This window comes from Pseudoalteromonas sp. Bsw20308, from assembly GCF_000310105.2.
GTDB lineage: Bacteria > Pseudomonadota > Gammaproteobacteria > Enterobacterales > Alteromonadaceae > Pseudoalteromonas > Pseudoalteromonas fuliginea.
The window spans coordinates 979,461-1,000,962 of sequence record NZ_CP013138.1 but is presented as its reverse complement, the minus strand read 5'-3'; the positions used below and the strand labels follow the sequence as shown (position 1 = coordinate 1,000,962).

At 40.0% G+C, this 21,502-nt stretch carries 22 protein-coding genes; 9 read left to right on the top strand and 13 right to left on the bottom strand.

Translation table 11 applies throughout. The features are described 5' to 3' along the window. Nucleotides 1–190: 190 nt before the first annotated feature. Nucleotides 191–1,273 carry an IS110 family transposase gene (locus D172_RS04330; protein ID WP_007376998.1) on the top strand — a complete coding sequence of 361 codons (1,083 nt, stop codon included), beginning with the start codon at nucleotides 191–193 and terminating at the stop codon, nucleotides 1,271–1,273. A gap of 466 nt (nucleotides 1,274–1,739) precedes the next feature. On the opposite strand, the gene D172_RS04325 is transcribed toward D172_RS04330, so the two are convergent. After that, a complete protein-coding gene (locus D172_RS04325; protein WP_007376999.1) occupies nucleotides 1,740–2,075 on the bottom strand; it encodes a hypothetical protein in 336 nt (111 codons plus the stop codon). 509 nt (nucleotides 2,076–2,584) lie between these two features. Here D172_RS04325 and D172_RS04320 point away from each other — a divergent pair. Together D172_RS04320 and D172_RS04315 are read left to right on the top strand one after the other, a co-directional pair. After that, entirely contained in the window at nucleotides 2,585–3,466 is an 882-nt protein-coding gene (locus D172_RS04320; RefSeq protein WP_033023617.1) for a CPBP family intramembrane glutamic endopeptidase, read from the top strand. A gap of 108 nt (nucleotides 3,467–3,574) precedes the next feature. Beyond that, nucleotides 3,575–3,970 carry a hypothetical protein gene (locus D172_RS04315; protein WP_007377002.1) on the top strand — a complete coding sequence of 132 codons (396 nt, stop codon included), beginning with the start codon at nucleotides 3,575–3,577 and terminating at the stop codon, nucleotides 3,968–3,970. A 13-nt stretch (nucleotides 3,971–3,983) separates the two neighbouring features. Here the strand turns inward: D172_RS04315 and D172_RS04310 are convergent, their stop codons facing one another. The 4 genes from D172_RS04310 to proB all read right to left on the bottom strand — a co-directional run bounded on the left by D172_RS04310 (nucleotide 3,984) and on the right by proB (nucleotide 7,546). Further along, complete coding sequence (locus tag D172_RS04310) at nucleotides 3,984–4,283, bottom strand: hypothetical protein (RefSeq protein WP_007377003.1); 300 nt, start codon at nucleotides 4,281–4,283, stop codon at nucleotides 3,984–3,986. A gap of 159 nt (nucleotides 4,284–4,442) precedes the next feature. Continuing rightward, nucleotides 4,443–5,927 carry a glutamate--tRNA ligase gene (gltX, locus tag D172_RS04305; RefSeq protein ID WP_007377004.1) on the bottom strand — a complete coding sequence of 495 codons (1,485 nt, stop codon included), beginning with the start codon at nucleotides 5,925–5,927 and terminating at the stop codon, nucleotides 4,443–4,445. A 39-nt stretch (nucleotides 5,928–5,966) separates the two neighbouring features. Continuing rightward, nucleotides 5,967–6,326 (bottom strand): glutaredoxin family protein, encoded by a 360-nt coding sequence (locus D172_RS04300; protein WP_007377005.1) that lies wholly within the window; start codon nucleotides 6,324–6,326, stop codon nucleotides 5,967–5,969. A 116-nt stretch (nucleotides 6,327–6,442) separates the two neighbouring features. After that, nucleotides 6,443–7,546 carry a glutamate 5-kinase gene (proB, locus tag D172_RS04295; protein WP_007377006.1) on the bottom strand — a complete coding sequence of 368 codons (1,104 nt, stop codon included), beginning with the start codon at nucleotides 7,544–7,546 and terminating at the stop codon, nucleotides 6,443–6,445. A gap of 119 nt (nucleotides 7,547–7,665) precedes the next feature. Between proB and D172_RS04290 the strand changes: the two genes are divergently transcribed. Continuing rightward, nucleotides 7,666–8,625, top strand: a complete 960-nt coding sequence (locus D172_RS04290; RefSeq protein WP_033023620.1) for a DMT family transporter — start codon at nucleotides 7,666–7,668, stop codon at nucleotides 8,623–8,625. Here D172_RS04290 and D172_RS21185 read toward each other — a convergent pair. Genes D172_RS21185 through pdsO form a run of 3 tightly spaced genes read right to left on the bottom strand, consistent with a single transcriptional unit; the run spans nucleotide 8,520 to nucleotide 11,918 of the window. Then, on the bottom strand, nucleotides 8,520–9,125 hold the full coding sequence (locus D172_RS21185; protein WP_081824594.1) for a class GN sortase: 606 nt from the start codon (nucleotides 9,123–9,125) through the stop codon (nucleotides 8,520–8,522). The genes D172_RS04290 and D172_RS21185 overlap by 106 nt on opposite strands. Then, the gene (locus D172_RS04285) at nucleotides 9,122–11,140 is read right to left on the bottom strand and encodes a marine proteobacterial sortase target protein (protein ID WP_007377010.1); all 2,019 of its coding nucleotides are present in this window, start codon (nucleotides 11,138–11,140) and stop codon (nucleotides 9,122–9,124) included. Before D172_RS04285 ends, D172_RS21185 begins: the two co-directional genes overlap by 4 nt. Before the next feature lie 46 nt (nucleotides 11,141–11,186). Further along, complete coding sequence (gene pdsO, locus D172_RS04280) at nucleotides 11,187–11,918, bottom strand: sortase-associated OmpA-like protein PdsO (RefSeq protein WP_007377011.1); 732 nt, start codon at nucleotides 11,916–11,918, stop codon at nucleotides 11,187–11,189. A gap of 204 nt (nucleotides 11,919–12,122) precedes the next feature. Here pdsO and pdsR point away from each other — a divergent pair, with 204 nt between their 5' ends. The 3 genes from pdsR (at nucleotide 12,123) to D172_RS21565 (ending at nucleotide 15,367) form a co-directional block, all read left to right on the top strand. Further along, complete coding sequence (gene pdsR / locus D172_RS04275; protein WP_002961631.1) at nucleotides 12,123–12,812, top strand: proteobacterial dedicated sortase system response regulator; 690 nt, start codon at nucleotides 12,123–12,125, stop codon at nucleotides 12,810–12,812. Beyond that, the gene (gene pdsS, locus D172_RS04270) at nucleotides 12,812–14,950 is read left to right on the top strand and encodes a proteobacterial dedicated sortase system histidine kinase (RefSeq protein WP_058230534.1); all 2,139 of its coding nucleotides are present in this window, start codon (nucleotides 12,812–12,814) and stop codon (nucleotides 14,948–14,950) included. Before pdsR ends, pdsS begins: the two co-directional genes overlap by 1 nt. Before the next feature lie 252 nt (nucleotides 14,951–15,202). After that, nucleotides 15,203–15,367, top strand: a complete 165-nt coding sequence (locus D172_RS21565) for a hypothetical protein (protein WP_002961633.1) — start codon at nucleotides 15,203–15,205, stop codon at nucleotides 15,365–15,367. Nucleotides 15,368–15,373: 6 nt separating this feature from the next. Here D172_RS21565 and D172_RS04265 read toward each other — a convergent pair whose 3' ends face one another. Further along, nucleotides 15,374–16,633 carry a multifunctional CCA addition/repair protein gene (locus D172_RS04265; protein WP_002961634.1) on the bottom strand — a complete coding sequence of 420 codons (1,260 nt, stop codon included), beginning with the start codon at nucleotides 16,631–16,633 and terminating at the stop codon, nucleotides 15,374–15,376. 132 nt (nucleotides 16,634–16,765) lie between these two features. Between D172_RS04265 and D172_RS04260 the strand changes: the two genes are divergently transcribed. Both D172_RS04260 and D172_RS04255 read left to right on the top strand, forming a co-directional pair. Continuing rightward, nucleotides 16,766–16,984: a hypothetical protein gene (locus D172_RS04260; RefSeq protein ID WP_033023621.1), complete on the top strand. Its 219-nt coding sequence runs from the start codon at nucleotides 16,766–16,768 to the stop codon at nucleotides 16,982–16,984. A 128-nt stretch (nucleotides 16,985–17,112) separates the two neighbouring features. Beyond that, nucleotides 17,113–17,550 (top strand): hypothetical protein, encoded by a 438-nt coding sequence (locus D172_RS04255; RefSeq protein WP_033023622.1) that lies wholly within the window; start codon nucleotides 17,113–17,115, stop codon nucleotides 17,548–17,550. Nucleotides 17,551–17,913: 363 nt separating this feature from the next. Here the strand turns inward: D172_RS04255 and D172_RS04250 are convergent, their stop codons facing one another. Genes D172_RS04250 through D172_RS04235 form a run of 4 tightly spaced genes read right to left on the bottom strand, consistent with a single transcriptional unit; the run spans nucleotide 17,914 to nucleotide 21,501 of the window. Beyond that, complete coding sequence (locus D172_RS04250; RefSeq protein WP_007377015.1) at nucleotides 17,914–19,065, bottom strand: murein transglycosylase domain-containing protein; 1,152 nt, start codon at nucleotides 19,063–19,065, stop codon at nucleotides 17,914–17,916. 33 nt (nucleotides 19,066–19,098) lie between these two features. Continuing rightward, nucleotides 19,099–19,599, bottom strand: coding sequence for a DUF1543 domain-containing protein (locus D172_RS04245; RefSeq protein WP_007377016.1), 501 nt, complete (start codon nucleotides 19,597–19,599; stop codon nucleotides 19,099–19,101). 10 nt (nucleotides 19,600–19,609) lie between these two features. Next, nucleotides 19,610–20,956: a sigma 54-interacting transcriptional regulator gene (locus D172_RS04240; protein WP_007377017.1), complete on the bottom strand. Its 1,347-nt coding sequence runs from the start codon at nucleotides 20,954–20,956 to the stop codon at nucleotides 19,610–19,612. Between the two features lie 2 nt (nucleotides 20,957–20,958). Further along, nucleotides 20,959–21,501 (bottom strand): hypothetical protein, encoded by a 543-nt coding sequence (locus D172_RS04235; RefSeq protein WP_007377018.1) that lies wholly within the window; start codon nucleotides 21,499–21,501, stop codon nucleotides 20,959–20,961. Nucleotide 21,502: the final 1 nt, after the last annotated feature.

Below are 21,502 nucleotides of genomic sequence, written 5' to 3'. Positions count from 1 at the left end.
AAATATAACGTCTTAGTATTTATGCGTTACGTTGTTTATATCGTATAAATACCTTGTTGAATGAAGCATGCTGCTCACTCAACACTTTTATTGCTATGCTTAATGCTATAGGAATTATCTTTTTTAGGGAAGTTGTTGATTGCAAAACTTAGAATGGGTGATGAGATGGACGCTCCCCAAAACGGCGTCAATGCGCCAAACTGGTTATAACTCACACTCAGTTAAAGGGAACGTCCACCATGAAATTAGCACATTATCAATTGATTTGGCAAAAAATGTATTCCAAGTCGCTGGCTTTAGTTCTAACCATAAAAGGGAGTGCAATAAACGCTTAAAAAGACCTAAACTCAACGCCTTTATGGCAAATACCCCACCGTGCCGTGTCGTGATGGAAGCCTGTTATTCTTCCCACTATTGGGGAAGAATATTTACGTCTTACGGTCATACCGTTGACCTTATCCCTGCACAACACGTTACACCCTTTGTTCGCGGTAATAAAAATGATAGTAATGATGCGCTTGCTATCTATGAAGCCAGCTTACGCCCTAGTATTAAATTCGTTCCCATAAAAACCGAAGCCCAGCAAGAAATACTCGCGCTTCATAAAATACGCGAGCGGTTGCTACAAAATCGCATTGCTGCAACCAACCAATTACGCGGTTTATTGGTCGATTTCGGGTATGTATTTCCTGTCGGTATTAAGGCGTTTGAGCAAGGGATAATTGCGTTAGAAAGTGATTCTGAGCTTCGCCCACTATTACGTACAATGGTGAGTGATATTTACGCTGAGTACAAAAGCCTTGTTAAACGCATTAACGCCATTGAGGCAATGTTGCATAAACACGTTGATACCGATACGAATGCTAAAATATTGCATTCTATTCCTGGCGTCGGTGTACTCAATGCCTCCACCTATGCGGCATCTATCGGGAGCGCTCAGGCATTTGAAAATGCAAAAGAGCTGGGGTTGTGGCTAGGATTAACACCTAAACAATATGCGTCAGGTGATAAAAGTAAAATGTCTGGTATTACTAAACCTGGTAACAGTTACCTACGAAAACAACTTATTTATGGTGCTCGCGCCATTATCGCCAGAAGCCACCATAAAACAGATGCGTTAAGTTTGTGGATAAACCAATTACGCGAGAAAAAACATGTTAATTGTGTGGTGGTTGCCACCGCGCACAGATTGGCGCAGCTGATGTGGACATTGCTGACCAAGCAAACTCTCTACTCTCCTCAGCCTGTGAAAAATACACGCAAGGATGCTTAATTATGCCTATTTTACACGTCAATCACACCAGAGTTTACGACTTGAGACAGCCCGTCGAAGACATTGGTTTTTTTAGGTCCCTTGGTACGAAGCTCATTAGGAGCATGGCGTATGATAACCATAGCTCGAATATATGTCAGTACCTTTGCTTTTTAGCGAGCTTGTGATGCATCATTACTGCGAAATGGAATACATGATAATGAATAAAAGCACCAACTTAGATGTTTATACATCGGCTCGTCTTGACTTCAAGGGAGCGTCCATATATGTCATCCTAATTTTGGAGCTCGAAAACAAAAGGAACTAACATCGCGCTAGGCAATGACTCTTTAATGTCACAAGGTTTAATGTCATTGAGAGATATTTGGATCAATATTCATTATGGGAGATGAACCGCCCATTGCGGACCCGCATGATGGGTGGTGTGGGGGCTGAAGGTTAGAGACCTCCGGCTACCCGATTAGCTTTACTTGAGTGCTATATATCCAATATGACAGTAATCTTGGCCAGACGAAGTTTCTTTATTAGAATAAATAACCACCTCTCTATCTCCCATCTTTGCTGCTAACAAGACACTAACAAAAGTATTATAATTAGAATCTGACTCATTTAAATAAGCCCACGCATGAGAACTCCCACATAATTTTGGAGCACCTATAAATGAAACCCTAAAACCATAACTTTGACCAGGCGCAACATCAATAGTGTTAATTTTTCCTGCAAGTGCACCATCCCATGAAGCGAGTGCGCTTGATGATACTACGATAGAAGTGGTAAATAATAATTTAGAAATGATATTCATAATGTTCCTGTAAAGCCAACAATTTTGTCTACGACATTTGTCGTTTTATAAACCGACAAATGTCCATATTACAATGCATTTATCTTAACCATCAAATAAACATATGTAAACAATTGGTTAAATGAAAATTATTTTTAATCAGTGCAAAAATACACCAAAATAGTGGAGATCAGTAATATTGGACAAAACAACAATCACTGTCTGTATTCACAGCATTTATTAACCTAGGCAACCAACTAAATTGATAACAAAAGACGGTGTTACTAATAACAAGTACTGCTTTGGCAGTTGCTTTTTATAGGCTGACCAAGATCAAATTTTAATTTCATACACTAAGTACTGCCTAGCTACTTATCGCTCATTACTGTCTGTTTAATAAGATAAGCCTGTTCATTAAATCTATAAACACACACCAACGATGACAGTACCGATTAGTGAAAATATAATGGTTTATTAATACAAAATTGCACGTTATTGTTTAGTACTTAACACTAGAAAATGATAAATAAATGGCTTTTTATATTCTGGCATTGTCAATATTATGCGTTTTTTCTCGCTGCAATATTCTTATAATACGACAACCCCTTTTGCACTACTTAGTAGCTTTAAGTGTTGTAAGTGCTTATGCTGAAGGTTATATAAATTTATATGCTCTGCTGAACACTGGGCTTTACGTTGTTTTATACTACTGTGCGCTAAATACAAAGCGGGCAATAATACGCACTATATTAAGTACTGTCTTTGTTATTACCTCATTAGCATTAGCACTTCATTGGGTGCCTGGTTTTAGTAACCTCCCTATTGTTATAAACGAGCGTATTACCAGCGATGCGATTACTTTTACCCTTTATGCTAATTTTGATAAAGCTATGGCTGGGTTATTTCTTTGTACTTACTTTTTTTCAAACTTAGATTCAAATAAAAAGCCTTTAAAAACAGACTCTAATAAAGCGGGTCAATTAAACGTTAAACAACCCATTTTAATAGTTATTGCTACTGTTTTAGCTACGCTCATAGCGGCTTTAATGCTTGGACTTGTAAGCTTTAACCCAAAAGTGCCCGACTTTTGGTTAGCCTTTATTGCTATTAATCTTTTATTTACCTGTGTTGCCGAGGAAGCTTTATTTAGAGGATTACTGCAAACTAAGCTTAGCCAAATTATTATACCAACCCGTTTAGCGCTACTTGCTCCTTTAATTACGGCTGGTATTTTTGCTTTGGCACATTTTGCAGGGGGCATTAACTATGTGCTGGTCTCGTTTATAGCAGGCTTAGGATACGGCTATATTTTTTATAAAACGCAGCGTTTAGAATGGGCTATTTTATGCCATTGGTTAGTGAACGTTTGCCACTTCTTTTTGTTTACTTACCCTATGCTCAGTAAAATCTAAATACATTTACAAATGCTAACAATTTACCCGTTGGCAAACATTGCCCGCATTTGATTTTGTTAGTAATTTATTACTTTATTTAAATAATAAATTAAGGGACTAATAAATATGCGGCGTTTTATAACAATAATGAGCGTGGTGTTCGTGTTAACTGGCTGTTCTGGCGTTACTTTTCATACAGATATAGACAACGGCGTTTTATCTCAAGAAATTGGCACCTACATTAATAAAAGAGATTTACAGCAATTTTATAGCGACCAAGAAGCACACGAAAGTGGCGCAACACTTTTAGGCCGAATAGAAGCTGAAAGCTGTGATGGCGATGGACTGGGCAGCAATAATGTAAGCTACAATCGCTCTAAATCAAATGCTATCGATTTACTTAAAGCGGATGCCATGCGCAAAGGCGGAAATGCTTTTACTATTAATTCTTGTAGCGAAACGTCTGTATCGTATTGCGACCTATCTGTTTTATGTAGCGGACAAGCCTACGACTATCAATAAGTAAAAGTGCAAATTATATATTAAGCGCAAAGCTAAGTAGTACGCGCTTTCCAGACTCGATTTTAGATACGCTGTGTTCGTACTTATCGGGTCTAAACAAATACACGCGATTAAATAAATTTATAATGCATTTTGAGCATTTAAATACCCCACCTGTTTTAGGTTGCTCTAATACAAAATTGAGCTTGTAATAGCGCCCTTGCTGCACAGGGTCAATATGGTTCATTACGCTGTGATTAGTTGGGTAAGTAACAAGGTTTATCGAAAATGTATTACTGCTAAAAATAGCTTTGTTTTTAACGGTTGCAATCATACTGCCTCCTATGAGTTTATATGCTGCATTGTAGCATTTAGTAAATTATGAATGCTTAGGCTAAACAATATCAAAATACGATGTCATATAGCTAAACAGCCTGAAACAAAAAAGCCGAGCTTAGTAAAGCTCGGCTTTTAAAAGTACATTGTTTAGCAATTATGCACTTGGGTATTCGCGGTACGCACGCTCTATATTTTTAGCCTGCTTTTTAGAAATACCTAAATGAGCAAGGGCTACACGTAAACGAGCACGTGATAAGTCAGACCCCAATATTTCCATTGCATCAAGCACTGACGTACTTGATGTTTTGCCTGTAATTGCGACAAAAATTGGCTCTAAAAAGTCTTTAATTTTAAGCTCGTGGAATGTTGCCACTTCTTTTGCAATTGCAAAAATAGCTGGCTTTTCAAAGCTACGTAAACCTTCAAGCTGCCATACAAAAAATTGCAGCGCTTGGCGAATCACGTTTTCGTCTGCTTTGCCGGCTGTTAATAGCGCAGGATCGTAAGTTGGAATACCACCTACAAAGTGCCCTGCAAGCTCAACCATATCCGACAGCGTATTAATACGTGTTTTAACTTCTGGTAATATTTTAGCGAGCATTTCGCCGTTAAACTTCCAATCAACAAAGCGCTGAATTAACTGCTCGTCGGTTAGGTTTTCGCGGATCCACATGCCGTTTAACCAGCTTAATTTATCTACGTCGAATACTGGACCACCAAGCGATACGCGCTTCATGTCGAAGTTTTCAATCATCTCATTAAGTGTGAACTTTTCACGCTCATCAGGCATTGACCAACCCATACGACCTAAGTAGTTAAGTACGGCTTCTGGCAGGTAACCCATTTCTTTATAGTAATTAATAGATGTTGGGTTTTTACGCTTAGACAGCTTTGATTTATCTGGGTTACGTAGTAATGGTAAGTGACCAAGTACTGGCGCTTCCCAACCAAAATCTTCGTAAAGTTTTAATAACTTAGGTGCTGAGTTAATCCATTCTTCACCACGGAAAATATGGCTAATTTGCATGTGGTGGTCGTCAACTACGTTCGCTAAAAAGTACGTTGGGAAACCATCTGCTTTTAATAACACTTGCATGTCTACGTTTTCCCACGGGATCTCAATTTCATCACGTAGGTAGTCGTTAAACTTAAATGTGCCTTCGCTTGGGATTTTCATACGTATAACGTAAGGTTTGCCTGCCGCTAAGTTTGCTTTAATTTCTTCATCTGTGTAGTTTAAACCACGACCGTCGTATTTAGGGCGCAAGCCTTCTGCCATTTGCTCTTCACGCATTTGATCAAGCTCTTCGCTTGTTGCAAAGCAGTAAAACGCTTTGCCATCGTCAACTAACTGATGCGCGTATTTTTTATATAAATCGCTACGCTCAGATTGACGGTAAGGACCAAATTCGCCACCCACATCAGGACCATGATCCCACTCAAGCCCTAACCAACGTAGGCTATCCATAATCGCAAGTTCAGACTCTGGCGTGCTACGTACTTGGTCTGTATCTTCTATACGAAGTACAAATTCACCGCCTTGTTGTTTAGCAAAACAGTAGTTAAATAAGGCGATATAAGCGGTGCCAAGATGCGGGTCACCAGTTGGCGACGGGGCAACACGGGTGCGAATTGTCATGGTATATTCTCTTTAAATAAGTGAGATAATAAAAGTGGTTTATGCAGCTACTTTGTTTAAGTAAGCAATAATATCGTTTGATTCATACAGCCATTGTACTTGACCGTTTTGCTCTATACGCAGGCAAGGAACTTTAACTTTACCGCCTTGCTCTAGTAGCTCTTGACGATATTGCTCATTGTCTTTTGCATCACGCGTTTCTATGTTTAAGCCTTCGCGTTTAATGGCGCGACGTACTTTTACACAAAACGGGCATGCTTTAAATTGATACAGTTTAAATTGTGAGGTTTGCAGATCAAGCTGTGCTTGCTCGTCGCTTGCGCGCTTTTTACTGCGAGGAGTAAATACAAAATTAAAGAATAAGATTATACAACCTAAAAACCAACGAACTAATTTCATGTTCTGTGCTCTGCTTACAACAATTTAAGGAGCCAGATTTTAGCACAAATTTACAATCAAAAAAGTGTAATACTGCGAGAATTACACCCAAGTAATTTAATTTACTAAAAGTGCTTCTATAGCAATACCATATCATCCCTATGAAGTACTTCTGCGCCACTATCGTAATCGAGTAATTGGCCTATTTGACTAGAATGAGCACCCTTTATTTTGTTTACCTCGGTACTACTAAAGCGCGTTAAGCCCCGTGCAATCACTTGATTTTTATTATCTATTAAATCAATTAAATCACCGCGTTCAAAACGTCCAAATGCATTAGTAACGCCTTTAGCAAGTAAGCTTGCGCCTTTATTTTGCAGCGCTGCAATAGCACCTGTATCTATAACAATTTGGCCGGTACTTTTAGGCCCAGCGAGTAGCCATTTTTTACGGCCATCTTTTGGAGCGGTGAGTTTTAAAAAGCGTGTACCTGGTAACTCGTCACTCATACATTTTAAAATAACGTTTTTACCTGCGCCTTTAGCAATAATAACTTCAACACCTGCACGCCTTGCGATGTCGGCTGCTTGTAATTTGGTTGCCATGCCGCCAGTACCTAAGTTTGTACCACTGCCACCAGCAAGTTGGCGCAGCTCATCGTTTATATGTGTTACTTCGCCAATGAGGGTGGCATCGGCGTTTGTGCGCGGATCGCTGGTAAATAACCCTTCTTGATCGGTAAGTAGCAGTAACTTATTAGCATTAGCCAAAATAGCGACAAGTGCCGATAAATTATCGTTGTCGCCTACTTTTATTTCACTGGTTGCGACTGCGTCATTTTCGTTAATGATGGGTACAACGTCGTAATTTAATAACGCATTGAGTGTATCGCGGGCATTAAGGTAGCGCTCTCTGTCGTCTACATCGGCGCGAGTAAGTAGCATTTGCCCTACGTTTACACCGTATAAAGCAAATAGGCTCTGCCAAATATGAATAAGTTGACCTTGTCCAATTGCAGCAAGCATTTGTTTATCAATTAAGCTTCTGCCACAGGGTTTTAATAGTTGTTCGCGCCCAGCAGCAACCGCGCCGCTCGATACTAAAATAACGTGATGCCCCTGCTTTTTAAGCTCGCAGCATTGGCGTACTAATTCAACCATATGTGCTTTATCTAGTTTATCGGTGCCGCCAGTGAGTACGCTTGTACCAAGCTTTACAACTATTACCTGTTCCCTTTGCATGTGCTTTTTACTACTGATTAATTAAAGATGAATTAATTTATACCAGCTCGGTATTTTTGAACAAGTTAAAAATATTCATGCTAGGATCTGATTTTATTAAATTATGTAAATTACTCTCTATGCCTGCCAGTTTATGTTTAATTATTGCCACCTTTTTATGGGGCAGCTCTTTTATTGCGCTCAAATACGCCATTGCCATTTACGACCCTGCATTGGTGATATTTTTACGCATGCTCACCACGTTAGTTTTGTCGCTTTGTTTATGGCGCTACGTTATTCGGTTTGAGTACTTAAAAGGTGACTGGAAGTATTTAGTGGGTATGTCGCTTGCTGAGCCTTGCTTGTACTTTTTATTTGAAGGCCATGCAATGGAATACACATCAGCCTCGCAGGCCGGTGTTATTGTCTCTTGCTTGCCTATTATTATTGCGCTGCTTGCCTTTGTATTACTTAAAGAACATATAAGCAAAGCCATTGTTGTCGGCTTTACGCTGTGTATTGGCGGCAGTATTTTACTTACGCTTCTTTCACCCAGTTCTGAGCAGGCACCTAATCCGTTACTGGGTAACTTTTTAGAGCTTATGGCTATGGTGTGCGCTGCATTTTATACCGTAAGTATTAAACATTTAGCTAATCGCTACTCGCCCCTGACTTTAATTGCGTTGCAAGGTATTAGCGGCAGCTTGTTTTTTGCGCCGTTTTTGTTTTTTATCGACCTACCAAGCGAAAACCAACACGACTTAACCGCGCTTATGAGCATTTTGTATTTAGGTTCGTGTGTAACCCTTGGCGGGTATGGCATGTACAACTATGCAATTAGCAAGGTATCGGTATTAACCGCTGCTGCGTACTCTAATTTAATTCCTATTTTTACACTTATTTTGTCAGCTATTATTTTGGGCGAAGTGCTCAACGTTTGGCAATGGCTGAGCATATTTGTGGTATTTATTGGCGTAATGGTAAGCCAGCGCCATCAAGAACTCGTGGTGGATATACCGCTTAGCGAATCAGGCGAAGACATTTGCGCAGATACAAGCAATCTTAAATCAGTACCCGAGGCAAGCGAATCAAAAGGGTAACAGGTAAGCAAATACAGCCCAGGTGTTTGTAAAAATGAGTTTTGGGATTGATGAATAACCTCAATCCCCGTTACCTTATAATTTTGAATCACCCCACTTTGCAGTTGCAAAGTAAACGCCTCTCCCACTTTGGCGTTTTGTAAAAATGCAAAGTGGGTGTCGTTATGCCCGGCTATTAGCGCGCCCTTTTCGTTTCCAAACTCTTTTCCGCCAAGCTCTCCTGCGGGTAAAAATTGGCTAGGCGCAAACGCTAAGTTACGGCCACTCGCTCCAGCCAATACACTTAATGTTTTATTATGACTTGGCCAATCAAGCTTTGCAGTAACGTAGCTGTCGGCGTAATACCACGGTTTTACTTTAGTGCCGGGTGATTTAAGCGCCTCTTGCCATGCTTGCTCAATTAATACTTGAGCAAGCCACGCTTTTGCCTGCATATAAGCGCCGTGACCAAATAATCCAAGCCCAGCTATTAGTAAGCCCACGCTTAGCCACTTTTTCATTTACGTGCCCTGCTTAATTTAAGCCCTCGATTTATTTTAAGCGCGCTAAATCCCAATAATAAAATACAGCCTAGTAATATATGTAACCTGCTTTGCCCATCGGTTTGCGGTAAACGCATTGCCATACCTTGTGGTAATGCATTAGTAGCTTGCGCCGTTTGCTCTGCCACTTCTTTTATTTGAGTTTGTTCAATCGCTATAAAAGCAGTAAACGGACTAAGTAATTGATGAGTAAGCGCAAGATCCTGTACTTCATCTTTAACTGTACTTTGCTCGTTGTATAAAAGTAATGACTTGATTTTTTGGCGCGCCCACAGTTTTGCTATACCTTGAGCGCTTGAACTATTTTGTGTACTTAATTTAATACTTAAAGGCCCTTGTGCTGCTTGCCCAGCAAGTACCACATTTTTAGCATTATTAAGTTTTATAGCGACCATGATAGGCTCGCCAAAATATAAATCAGGTAGTGGTGATGGCCAAAAATCTAAGTTGTTACCGCTTTCATCGCTTAGTGCCAAATTAGTAATAGCCGGATGTGCTAGCTTATCAAACAACTGCTGCATTTTAGGTTGCACCTCGCTTGTGCTGCCTATAAACGTGAATGAGCCTTTACCTATATCTGCTGCTCGGCGCATAAAAAAGCTGTTAGGTGCGCTGCCAATACCCACTGTAAATAAGCGGCTATCGCCTAACTTACTTTGAATATTTTTAAATAATGCATCTTCATTACTTACGCTGCCATCAGTTAAAAATACAACTTGGCGTACAAAACTATCAAACTCGCTACCATCAAGTACGGCATTAAGCGCACCTTGTATTTCAGTGCCGCCGTCGGCCTCTAGGCTATAAATAAATCGCTCTGCACGGCGCAAATTAAAGTCACTGGCTATTAGTGGTTTATCGCTCATTGGAGTTACTATGTTGTCAAAACCAATAATGTTAAAGCTGTCGTCGCTATCAAGTAATGAAAGTGCATAAAACAAGGCTTTTTTAGCTTGCTCCATAGATTGCCCGTGCATAGAGCCTGACGTATCAACTACAAATACCATTTCACGAGGTAAGCGCTGAGTTTGTGTAAAGTGATCCCCTGGTGGCATTAGCATAGCAAGCCCGTATCGATCACCATTTTCAAACTGCTGAGTAAAAAATGCGGCTTGAGCCTGCTCTTTTTGCAGCGGTTTAAACTCAAGTACAAAATCGCGATTAACTGCATTTGTCTCATTTAAGGCTATTTTATATTGTCCAAACGCAGTGTTTTGTACATCAACATTATGAAATTTAGAATTGATATCCACCAGCTCTAAGCCTACGTCTATATTAATGTTTAAGCTAAATTGGCTGCTTGGTACGTTATCATTTTGAGTACTGCTTTTAATACTGTAAACAGGGCTTAACCATCCCGTTAGGAGTGAGTTAACGTGCGCTTGATTTTGAGTATTAACCTCAACCTCACCACTAATCGCGTGATAACGCGGTGTAATGGTAGTAGGAAACCTAATAGCAAATGTGCCGCTGCTGTAATCAATTATTTCTTGATACTCAAGCTCAATAATCACTTGCTCACCAGGGCCAATATTCGCCACATTAGTAATAAACATATTGGCGCGTTGCTGGCGTACAAGGGCCGCTTGCTTACCTGCTTTTTTAGCCTCCTCGTATTTTTTTTCGGCTTCCACTTTTTTATCAATTTGGCCTTTAATGACTCGCTCACCTATACGCATCGTCATGGCATGTACGGCGCTTTCATCAGGCAATGGAAAAACGTAGCGCGCGTTGACTGCAAACGGGTTTTCGTTTTGATAGGTTTGCGTTACTACAACATGATTAATTAGGCCTGTTAAGGTCATATTGGCGTCGCTTTTTAATATTATTGCTGGGCTTGCTGGCGCACCATTACTATCAAAAAGCTCTAACTTGGGTGATTGCGCATGGCTTTTGAAGCTCGCTAACAGCACAATCGCTATGAATATAAAAATGCTTACTTTAGTAAGCATTTTGGTTGGTTTACTCAACATAAAATCACTCCATCGAACGCTTTATTTTACTTAGATTCAGTTAGATTTAGTTACTCGCCGTTTGGCCATTTACTGGGTTCATTGAGCGAGTGGTAAGCGTTACGCGTCTATCAAAAAAGTTATCTTCCACCGTGTTGCTGTTAGCCAATGTTTGCTGCTCGCCAAATGCCTGCGTACTTAAGCGTTTGTGGCTCACACCGTGTTTTATTAAATAGCTTTGCACGGCATTTACACGCGCTTTAGAAAGTAAAAGGTTAGCTTGCTCATCGCCGCGCTGATCGGCAAAGCCACTTAAATCAAGTGCGAGTTGTGGTTGGTTGTTTAACAAGGTAACGAGTTGGTCTAACTGCAGCGCAAAATGCGGGGCAATAACACTTGAACCTGTTTTAAATTGCACCGTCATCGCCAATAAGTTATTAATTTGAACTTGAGTCAACTGCTCATTTTGATTGGCAAGCACTTCTAGCTGTTGCTCTAACATATTATTGTGGTTAAGCACGTGTTGGTAATCGCTGGTTTTTTCTTTCATGACCGTAATTGCACGCTCTTGCTCTGCAATTTTGTTATCAGCTACTTTTGAATCACCTATTAAACCACCAGCAAATGCCCCAATAAATGCACCAATTGGCCCGCCTACTACGCCGCCAATAATAGCGCCTGCACCTAGCCCAATAGCCGTTTCTTTATGGGCTTCTTTTGATGGCGTGTTAGATGTTGAGGCAATTGCTGGAGTACAAAAACTAGCAACGAGTGTTAACGCAATTAATGTCTTCTTCATGATGTGATCCTTAAACTTACTTTTTAATTTGTGATGTTTTGTTTTGATGGGTGTATTAAAACAAGCTCAAGTGGCAGCAAAGGGGATCAAAAATGGCAAACTGCTGAGCAATTGTGGCAAAAAAATGGCAATTGCCTTTTTAACCTTACTTAGCTTAAAAACTTCGATATAGTGCACAACAGAGCCGATAGGATAATGATTAAGATGAAAAAAATAGCCATCATTGAAGATGAACCCGCAATCCGCGAAAACTACATAGAAATGCTGAGCGCACAGGGCTACCAAGTGAGTGGCTTTGCAGATCGCGCCAGCGCTGAAGCTGCATTTAAAAATACCCTGCCCGATTTAGCCATTGTTGATATTGGCCTAGGCCATGAAATAGATGGTGGTTTTTTACTCTGCCAAACATTGCGAACGCTTTCTAAAACACTGCCTATTATTTTTTTAACCGCCCGCGATAGCGAAATAGATACCGTATGCGGCCTGCGCATGGGCGCCGACGACTACCTAACAAAAGACATAAGCTTGGCTCACTTGGCTGCACGTATTGGTGCGCTGTTTCGCCGAATGGAAGCACTTGAACAACCCGCTGATGCAAACGCCCTCATAACACGCGGGCAGTTAACGCTCGACACGCAACGTATGCAGGTATTTTGGCAGCAACAATTAGTTGATTTAACCGTAACCGAATTTTGGATGCTGCATTCACTCGCCCAGCGACCAGGCCATGTTAAAAGCCGTAACGATTTAATGAGCGATGCAAAAATTTATGTAGACGACAGCACTATTACTTCACACGTAAAACGTATTCGTAAAAAGTTTATAGCACTCGATAGCACCTTTGATTGTATAGATACCGTGTACGGTATGGGCTATCGGTGGGAACAACACTAATGCTACGATTTGGTCTGCGCAGTAAATTTATATTGCTTTCATGTTTTTTGTTTTTGCTGCCATGGCTTGGCTACGAGTACGTATGGGAAATGGAAAAGTTTTTACGCCAAGGCCAAGAAAAAACCCTCGTAGGCACTACTCGCGCACTTGCCACTGCACTACATGAACGCCCTGCATTATTTGACGAGCAAACCAACTTTTTAGACCAAGTAGTAAAAGGCCGCGATTTATACGCTTATAATCTTAAAAATCCTATTCAGCTCGACGGTAAACTTAACGATTGGGACAGCTATCAACCGCTATTTTGGCATTACGATAAGCGCTACTTACAAAAAACAGATAACAAACATCAAGCCAGTGACTTATCGTTTGATCACATGGTGGGAAAATTTGATAACTACTTATACGCCGTATTTAAAGTCACCGACAATACCCTTATTTATCGCGCTAAAAATAGCTTAAGTATTACCAATAACGATTATTTACAAATTGGCTTAAAAACACCTGACGGCCAATTTAATACCTATATAATTGCGCCACGCCAAGATGCCTGGGTTAATGCGTTTGATGCAAATACCAAAGCCCCTTTTACAAAAATTCAGGGCTATTTTGAAAGTACCGAATCAGGTTATAACGTAGAGCTGCGCTTTCCTATTAGCATGCTAGGCAACAAACTTGGCTTTGCTATTGTTGACGTAGATAGTAAAGAGGCATTGTTAGAGCCTAAAATAATGTCGACCTCAAACTTAAATAACCCAAACGATTTAGGCTCAGTATTAGTCCCTTCTCCAGAAATTAGCCGTATTTTAAAAGGCATGGGCCACAGTGGTAGCCGCATTTGGGTGGTCGATAACCATCATCGCGTACTTGCGCAATCGGGTACTATTCAAAATGCAGATGGCGTATGGGCTGATGGGCTTGCTAACCAAGCACCTGAAACGTGGTGGCAGCGCTTTGAGCAAAATTACTTACACCCTATTTACTATAAAATATTAACGCGCCCCGAAAATGAGTTTTTAGATACCCTGCACGATGTAGCCTCTATGCAGGGCACACATTTAGCGAAAGCATTAAAAGGACAACCAGCATCGTCTTGGCGATTAACACCCGACAGTAAAGCCGTTATTTTATCGGCCGCTTACCCTATTTGGATCCAAGACCAAGTAATTGGCGCGGTAATAGCAGAGGAAACCACAAACGGCGTACGTACGCTGCGTAACAAATCGCTAGAAAAACTCTTTAACGTTATTTTAGCTGTGATGCTAATTGGTACTGTCACCTTGTTCTTTTTTGCCTCACGTATATCAAACCGAATTAGGCGACTGCGCGATACTGCTGAGCAAGCGATTGATGCACAAGGGCGTGTTACCGGCAGTATTAATTACAGCGACGCTAACGATGAAATTGGCGACCTATCACGTAGTTTTTCAAATATTGTAAGCCGACTTGGCGGCTATACCGATTACTTAGAAAATATGTCGTCGCGGTTGTCACATGAGCTGCGCACGCCGGTTGCCGTAGTGCGCTCGTCACTCGAGAACTTACAAAGCTTGCCACAAAACGAGCTGAGTCAAAAATACCTCGATCGCGCCAGTGAGGGCGTTGAACGCTTAGGGAAAATAATAACCACCATGAGCGAAGCCACTCGCCTTGAGCAAAGTATTCAAAGCAACGAGCCTGAGCCTTTTGATTTACAAAAAGTAATAAATGGCTGCATGCAAGGCCATCAGCTTACTTACCCAAACCAGTTATTTACGCTTGATGTATGCCAAAACAAATTACCAATGCAAGGTGCACCGGAGTTTATAGCTCAGCTGCTTGATAAACTTATTAATAACGCGCTGGAGTTCAGTGAAGTCAATACGGCTATTAATGTAAGCCTTACGCAGAGCGAAAATAAAGCAATATTAACTGTGAGAAACACAGGTCCTGCTTTACCCGAAGGATTAACTGAGCATATTTTTGATTCAATGGTGTCGGTACGTAGCCAGCAAATGCAGCAACAGCCACATTTGGGGTTAGGGCTTTATATTGTAAGGCTGGTGTGCGATTACCATAAAGGCAGCGTAACTGCGCAAAACAACGAACAAGCCGATGGTGTAGTATTTACCGTAACACTGCCGTTAGTAAATGGTTAAGGCTGTATTTATACCGTTATATTTATAGCCACAGCATTATATGCAAATAGTAAGTACGTAATAAATTAAGCTGTATATTTTTAGTTAAAAAGAGTTAATTTAATTTACCTTAACTCCATATAAATTAACAAACAAACCCCTCTCACCCCTTAAAACCTGCCGATTACAATTTAGTACAACTTCATATGTAACTATTCACTTTTAATTCAGTCGAACGACCATACCCTAGTTGCTTATTGAGGAGATTACTTTATGAAAGAATTACTAGAACGTGAAGAGCTAGACTTTATTTTTGACCTATATAGGCCATCTAAAAAGCCTAAATCTGAAAATGTAAAACCAAAGAACGCTAATTATAAAGAACTTCGAAAACCCGACATACCTAAAAACGAAGGCGTGTCACACTATTTAATTTAACTCAGCCTAACGTTGTTGAGCTTCCAATTTCTCGCTTTGTAAAAATGCTTTAATGCAGTTTATTTCTGCTAGTTTTACTTCTTCGCCTATTTCAGGGCCTTTTTTGCCATTTTTAAGCGCATCTTGCACTACTTGCTTCTTATCCATTTTTTGCAGCTCAGTATGAATTGCTCGCAGTTTAGCTGCTTGCGGGTATGGCTTATCAACCAATGTTTCACCACGGCCTTGCGCATCACATTGGCACGCTTGAGTAAACGCTATAAAACGATTCGGATGCACCAAAGCATTTAAGTTAGTCACTATTAGCTTGTGAACGGTTTGCGGCCTTAACTGATCAATTGTGTGGCAAAGGGTGTGATTATCACTGGTGAGTACACCAACATCGCGAAAGCGATTAGGCACTTTTAAGCGCTCACAAAACGCCTCAATAATTGCAACACCTTCGCGTTCGTGCCCACGTAAATTTCCATACTTTTTAAAACTAAGCGCCTTACCAAAGTCATGAGTCAGCGCTGCAAAACGAGTTTCCAAATCAAAATTTAAATCTGCGGCGCGTCTAAGTACCAACATAGTATGCACAAATACATCCCCTTCAGGATGATGGTTTGCTGGCTGCGGTACATTAACCATGCGCTCAAGCTCTGGAAAAATACCCAAGCCTTGCAATGCTTCAAAATAAAGCTCAGGGTGCTTTTCACCCAGTGCTTTTTCTGTTTCGAGCCACACGCGCTCAGGTACTAAATGATTTAGCTCACCTTTATTTTTAAGCTCGCGCATCAATGCATACGTACTTGGGTGAATACGCCAATCGCTGCCATAGCGCGCTAAAAAACGGGCAATACGCAGTACCCGTACAGGGTCTTCTACAAATGCAGCGGTGGTATGGCGCAGTATTTTATTTTGTAAGTCTGTTTGGCCATTAAACGGGTCAATAATATTACCGTGTTCATCAAGCGCCATTGAATTTATAGTTAAATCGCGTCTTGCTAAATCTTCTTCGAGCGTAACGGTTGGGCTGGCATCAACCACAAAGCCAGTATAGCCTTTGCCACTTTTGCGCTCTGTGCGCCCTAGTGCATATTCTTCTTTTGTTTTTGGGTGTAAATAAACCGGAAAGTCGCTACCTATTGGCACAAAACCAAGCGATTCCATCGTTTTTGGTGTTTCCCCAATCACTACATAATCGTTATCTTTTGATTTTATATTTAGCAGTTTGTCGCGCACTGCACCGCCAACGAGGTAAACTTGTTTTAAGTTACTTTTCACTTTATTCCCAATAACACTTGCCCAATTGTTTGACGCTAATCATATCATTAATTAAAAAATTCTGCGGTATTTGCCAAGCCTAAACAAGCTCATTACAATGGCGCATTATTTTTAGCTACAGCCTCGTATTCAATGAAAAATCATTCATCAAAAAAAGAACTTATGTTACTGCCTATTTTATTGGTAGTTATTTTAATGTGCGTAGCAGGTCACTTTTTGCTACAAGCAAACTTTCAAGACAGTAATGTGGTTGAATACATGTTGGCAGCACTGCCGTTTGCTATGTTTGGATTGGTTATTGTGGCGTTTAAAATGGCGGCTAAGAGTGAAAAAGAAGAACAGGAGGAATAACTGATTTTTCGTGGCGTAATTAGCGAGGGTATAGTTACCAATAGGTCATGCCTTATCCTTCGGTGTAAAAACGAGATTCCAATCCAGCCTAACACTTCATTATTTATGAGCCATGGGGATATATTGCAATGTCAAAAGAGTACTTAAAAGAGCATAGGCTAGGCGAAGTCATCGCACTAATTCAGGTCTTAGCATTCCATCGACATACAAGTCGTAGTGAAGAAGGCTTAATTGAAGAACTAAAACTAATTCCAAGGTCTGCGAATTCTTGGGTGGAGCTATCAAAATCCCACCCTGAGCTATTTCGTGTTAGAGATGAGGAAGATAAAATAAATAGGGTCTCTTTAGTATCTCGTTACGTAGCATCTTACGAAACCAAAAATGGTAAGAAAATACGTGAGCGATTAGAGCCGAGTTTAGTGCAAAAATTAATTGAAGTTGCTATTGAAATTCATGATAGGCAGGTTTCAAACTTTGAGCGATGGAAGGTTATAGTCCCACTACTAGTAGCATGTATTAGTGCAACGGCTGTCATAACTGCAACTCTAATGAAGATAGCTAATTAACAGATAACAACACACGCTGATGAGCACTAAAACTTATTTTCCACCGCAGATTTTAGTAACGTTGTTCCGTTATTTTTCAATGCAGTAAGGAAGCTGATTCATCATAGGGCGTATGTATTTTCAAGCACCTAAATAATATTCACTTAAATGCCAATGTTTTGAAAGTAAACAAGATACACAGCCTAAAAAAACACACAAAGAAAGTAAAGCCACTCCCACTCAAACACCAGTAACAGCCTTTAAACGGCAGTTAAAATAGCACCAAACCTCCTTTTAATATTTCATCTGAAATTGAAGTAACCGATTGAACCAAAACAGGAACTCAGCTATGGTTTGTTTATCAATAACAAATAAATTTGAAACTTATTGATATGCTTTTTCTGCTACGGTCACTTTTTCTAAGTAATGTCTCGATTCAGCTCTAGAGTGCTTAGTTGTGAGTATTTTATAAAACTGGCTCGACGTTAGTTGGTTAATTTTTGAAAATGCGATTGTTCTATTTGAATTAAATATTTTTAGTACATTGCCTGCGCCACCGTTATATGAAGAAATCATGGCGTAATGTTGGTTTTGTTTGGTTTGTATTTTATTTAAATAGCTATTTTTTAGTACACTTAAATACGCACTGCCAATATCTATATTTCTTTTAGGATCAAACAATACTTCTTTACTGGGCTCCCCTGGTATTTTCTTTATTTTTTGATAGACGTCTCTTCCTGCGCGCGATGGAATTATTTGCATTAAACCATACGCATTTGAAGAACTTACTGCGTAAGGGTTAAAGTGACTCTCTGTTTCAATAATACCGTAGATAAGCGACGCAGATATTTGGTATTTCTTTGCCGCAGCCAAAACATACTCACTGTATTTTTGCTTTCGTAAGTGAGCGTTTTGTTCTACCAGAGGAAAAGATACCGATGTAATTGAATGACCATCACTACGTTTTTTTTGTACCTTAGTGTCTACTAAGTAACGAGCAAAACGATTTGCCCGCCATTGGTATTTTATGGGGAGCCCGTCTTCATCAAGCACTTGTTGATACAAAAAAGGTTCATCCCCTAAAATAGGCGATTCACTGGTAAAAATGTCTGTTTTATGTGGATCACTTGAGGTTAATAATGTCATTACAATTGCTTGAGTTAGAAGCGAATTGGTATTTTTAGTGGCTATGGTTTCGACCTGTACCATATTACGGTCAAAATCAATAACAGCGCGTGCTTGGTAATCATTGCTGTATTTTACATACTTTCTGCGTGTTGGTTGCTGAGTATTTTTTTTACCCCATTTACGACTAACTACACTTTCTAACGTTGCTAATAGCTGACTAACGCTCCCTACTTGCTGCTTAATTGAACGCCGCGTTTTTTTTACTTGTTTTTCAATTGCTTTAACATCGGTGGGATTGTTTTTTACTTGTTTTGCAAGTTTATTGAGATCCCTTACTGGCGCTAAGTGCGATATTGACTCGCAACCGGTCAATAATAGAATAAACACTAAGAAGCCATACTTTTTCACAACTTATCCCTATTGAACCAAGTAAAATTATAATTACAATATATGGTAGCCAAACCAATCTGGCTTTATGGTTTGTGCTTCACCGCTGGGGGTTAACTTTATATTCAATTGGCTGTCGAGTAAATCAATGGCAAAGCAATCGTCTACATCATGTAAATCATCTTTATGAATATGGCTAAGCCCTGCAAGTAAATCGTTTTTAGCACGCTCTTTAGCTTCATGGCTACTGCTTGCAACATACAGTGCAAAGTCGTGTTGCTCAGCCATAGAATCACTTCGGTAAGCGCCTAAATTTACAAAATAGAGTTGTTTATTTTGCTCCACATAGCTCTCGACTACTTCTACTTTAAAACCATCTATATGATTAATTGCCATGTAGCTATCCATGTGAACATTACTTCTGTCGCCTACCCACTGGCTTTTTAACTTTGAGTAGGTTTGTTCTATATTCTCCCCTACAACAAAACGAATATCATGCATTTCTATATGGCAACCCTGAATTCGCCCCCCTAAATACACCATAAATAACTGCATTTGCTTCTCTTTATAAATTATCTACATCAATATTATGTTTTTTAATCAGTTTATAAAAGTCTGAACGGTTACGTTTGGCAAGCTTAGCGCCTTCAGCTACGTTACCACCAGCCATTTTTAAAGTGTTAATTACATAGTCGCGTTCAAACTCTTTTTTAGCATCGTTTAGTGATAATGGTTCTACGTTTTTTTCATTACTATTAAGAGCTGCTAACACTAAGTGTTCTGATATTACTTCGCTTGGCGTTAATGCAACAACTTGCTCTACTACGTTTTGTAATTGGCGGATATTACCTGGCCAATCGTAACGTACAAGTGCATGCATAGCATCGCTTGCAAAGTGTTTTTCATTTTGGTTCATGCGCTTAGCAATGCTTGCACTAAAATGTTGTGCTAATAAGCTTATATCTTCGCGGCGTTCACACAGTGGCGGTAATTTTAAATTAACTACGTTTAAGCGATAGTATAAATCTTCTCTAAATTGCTGGTTTAAAATAGCTTCAGGAAGATTTTTGTGTGTTGCCGATACAATACGCACATCTATTGCTATCTCTTCTTGAAAACCTACTGGGCGAATTGTTTTTTCTTGTAATACGCGCAGTAACTTAACCTGCAAGTTAAGCGGCATATCGCCTATTTCGTCTAAAAATAACGTGCCACCCTGTGCTTGTTGAAACAAGCCTTGGTGATCTTTAATTGCACCCGTAAACGAGCCTTTTTTATGACCAAATAATTCGGATTCTAAAAGCTCCCCCGGTACAGCGCCGCAGTTAATTGCAACAAAAGGGCCACCGCTTACATGACTATGCTGATGAATCGCCTGTGCGAGTAATTCTTTACCAGTACCACTAGCCCCCGAAATAAGTACATTAACTTGCGTTGGCCCAAGTAGTTTTACTTGCTCTAACAAGTGCAGCATTGCACCACTGCGCGTAACTATATTACTTTTAGGTGCAGCTTCATCAGCGTTAACACCGTGAATTTCAATTGCTTTAGCAAGGCTGTCAAATAGCTCATCTTTATCTACAGGTTTAGTTATAAATGCAAAAATGCCCTGCTTAGTTGCCTCTACTGCATCAGGAATTGAGCCGTGCGCTGTCATCATGATGACAGGTAATGCTGGGTAGCGGCTTTGCAGCTGACGATGCAGTGCCATACCATCCATTTCATCCATGCGTAAGTCGGTTATTACGGCATCAAACACTTGGCTTTTAAGTATTTGTAGTGCGGTTAAGCCGCTTTCACAGGTTGTCACTTCGTATCCTTTTGATTCAATACGAATAGCGAGCAGTTTTAATAAGCTAGCGTCGTCGTCAACGAGTAATACTTTTGCACTTTGCACTTTAGTTGCTGCCATCGTTACTGCTCCTTCGTTTCTTCTCGTAGTAAAAGTTGCTGCTCAATCGTAGCTAACGATGAGAGGGTTTCTTGCATTTTATTATTAAGTGCTTGCTGCTCTTTTTTAGCATTTATTTGCATAGTTACTTGCTGCTTTTGAAGCCATAAATATTGCTTTATGTCATCAGGCCAAAAGTAAGCAAGATCGAGTTTTAGCAACTTAGTCATTACCGTATTTGGATCATCATTTATGTTTAAGCACATAAATTTAAAAAAGCGTTTAAGCTCGTTTTCACCTGTAAAAACATCTTTGTTAGGTACCAATTTAAATCCGCCACACTGATTAGCGTGCCATGCAATAACTTGCTCTGCAGGAGGATAGCTTGGTTCAATTTTTGGTCTAGGTTTTGGACTAGGGTTACTGTTTTTGTCGTTCGTTTTTTTTGTATCGACCACAGGTGCAGGTGTAATTGACACACGCTCTTTTTGCCCATTATTAATTTCACAACCTGATATAACCATGCTACTAAGCACACATAAAATAGCAATTAAACGCAAGCGCATG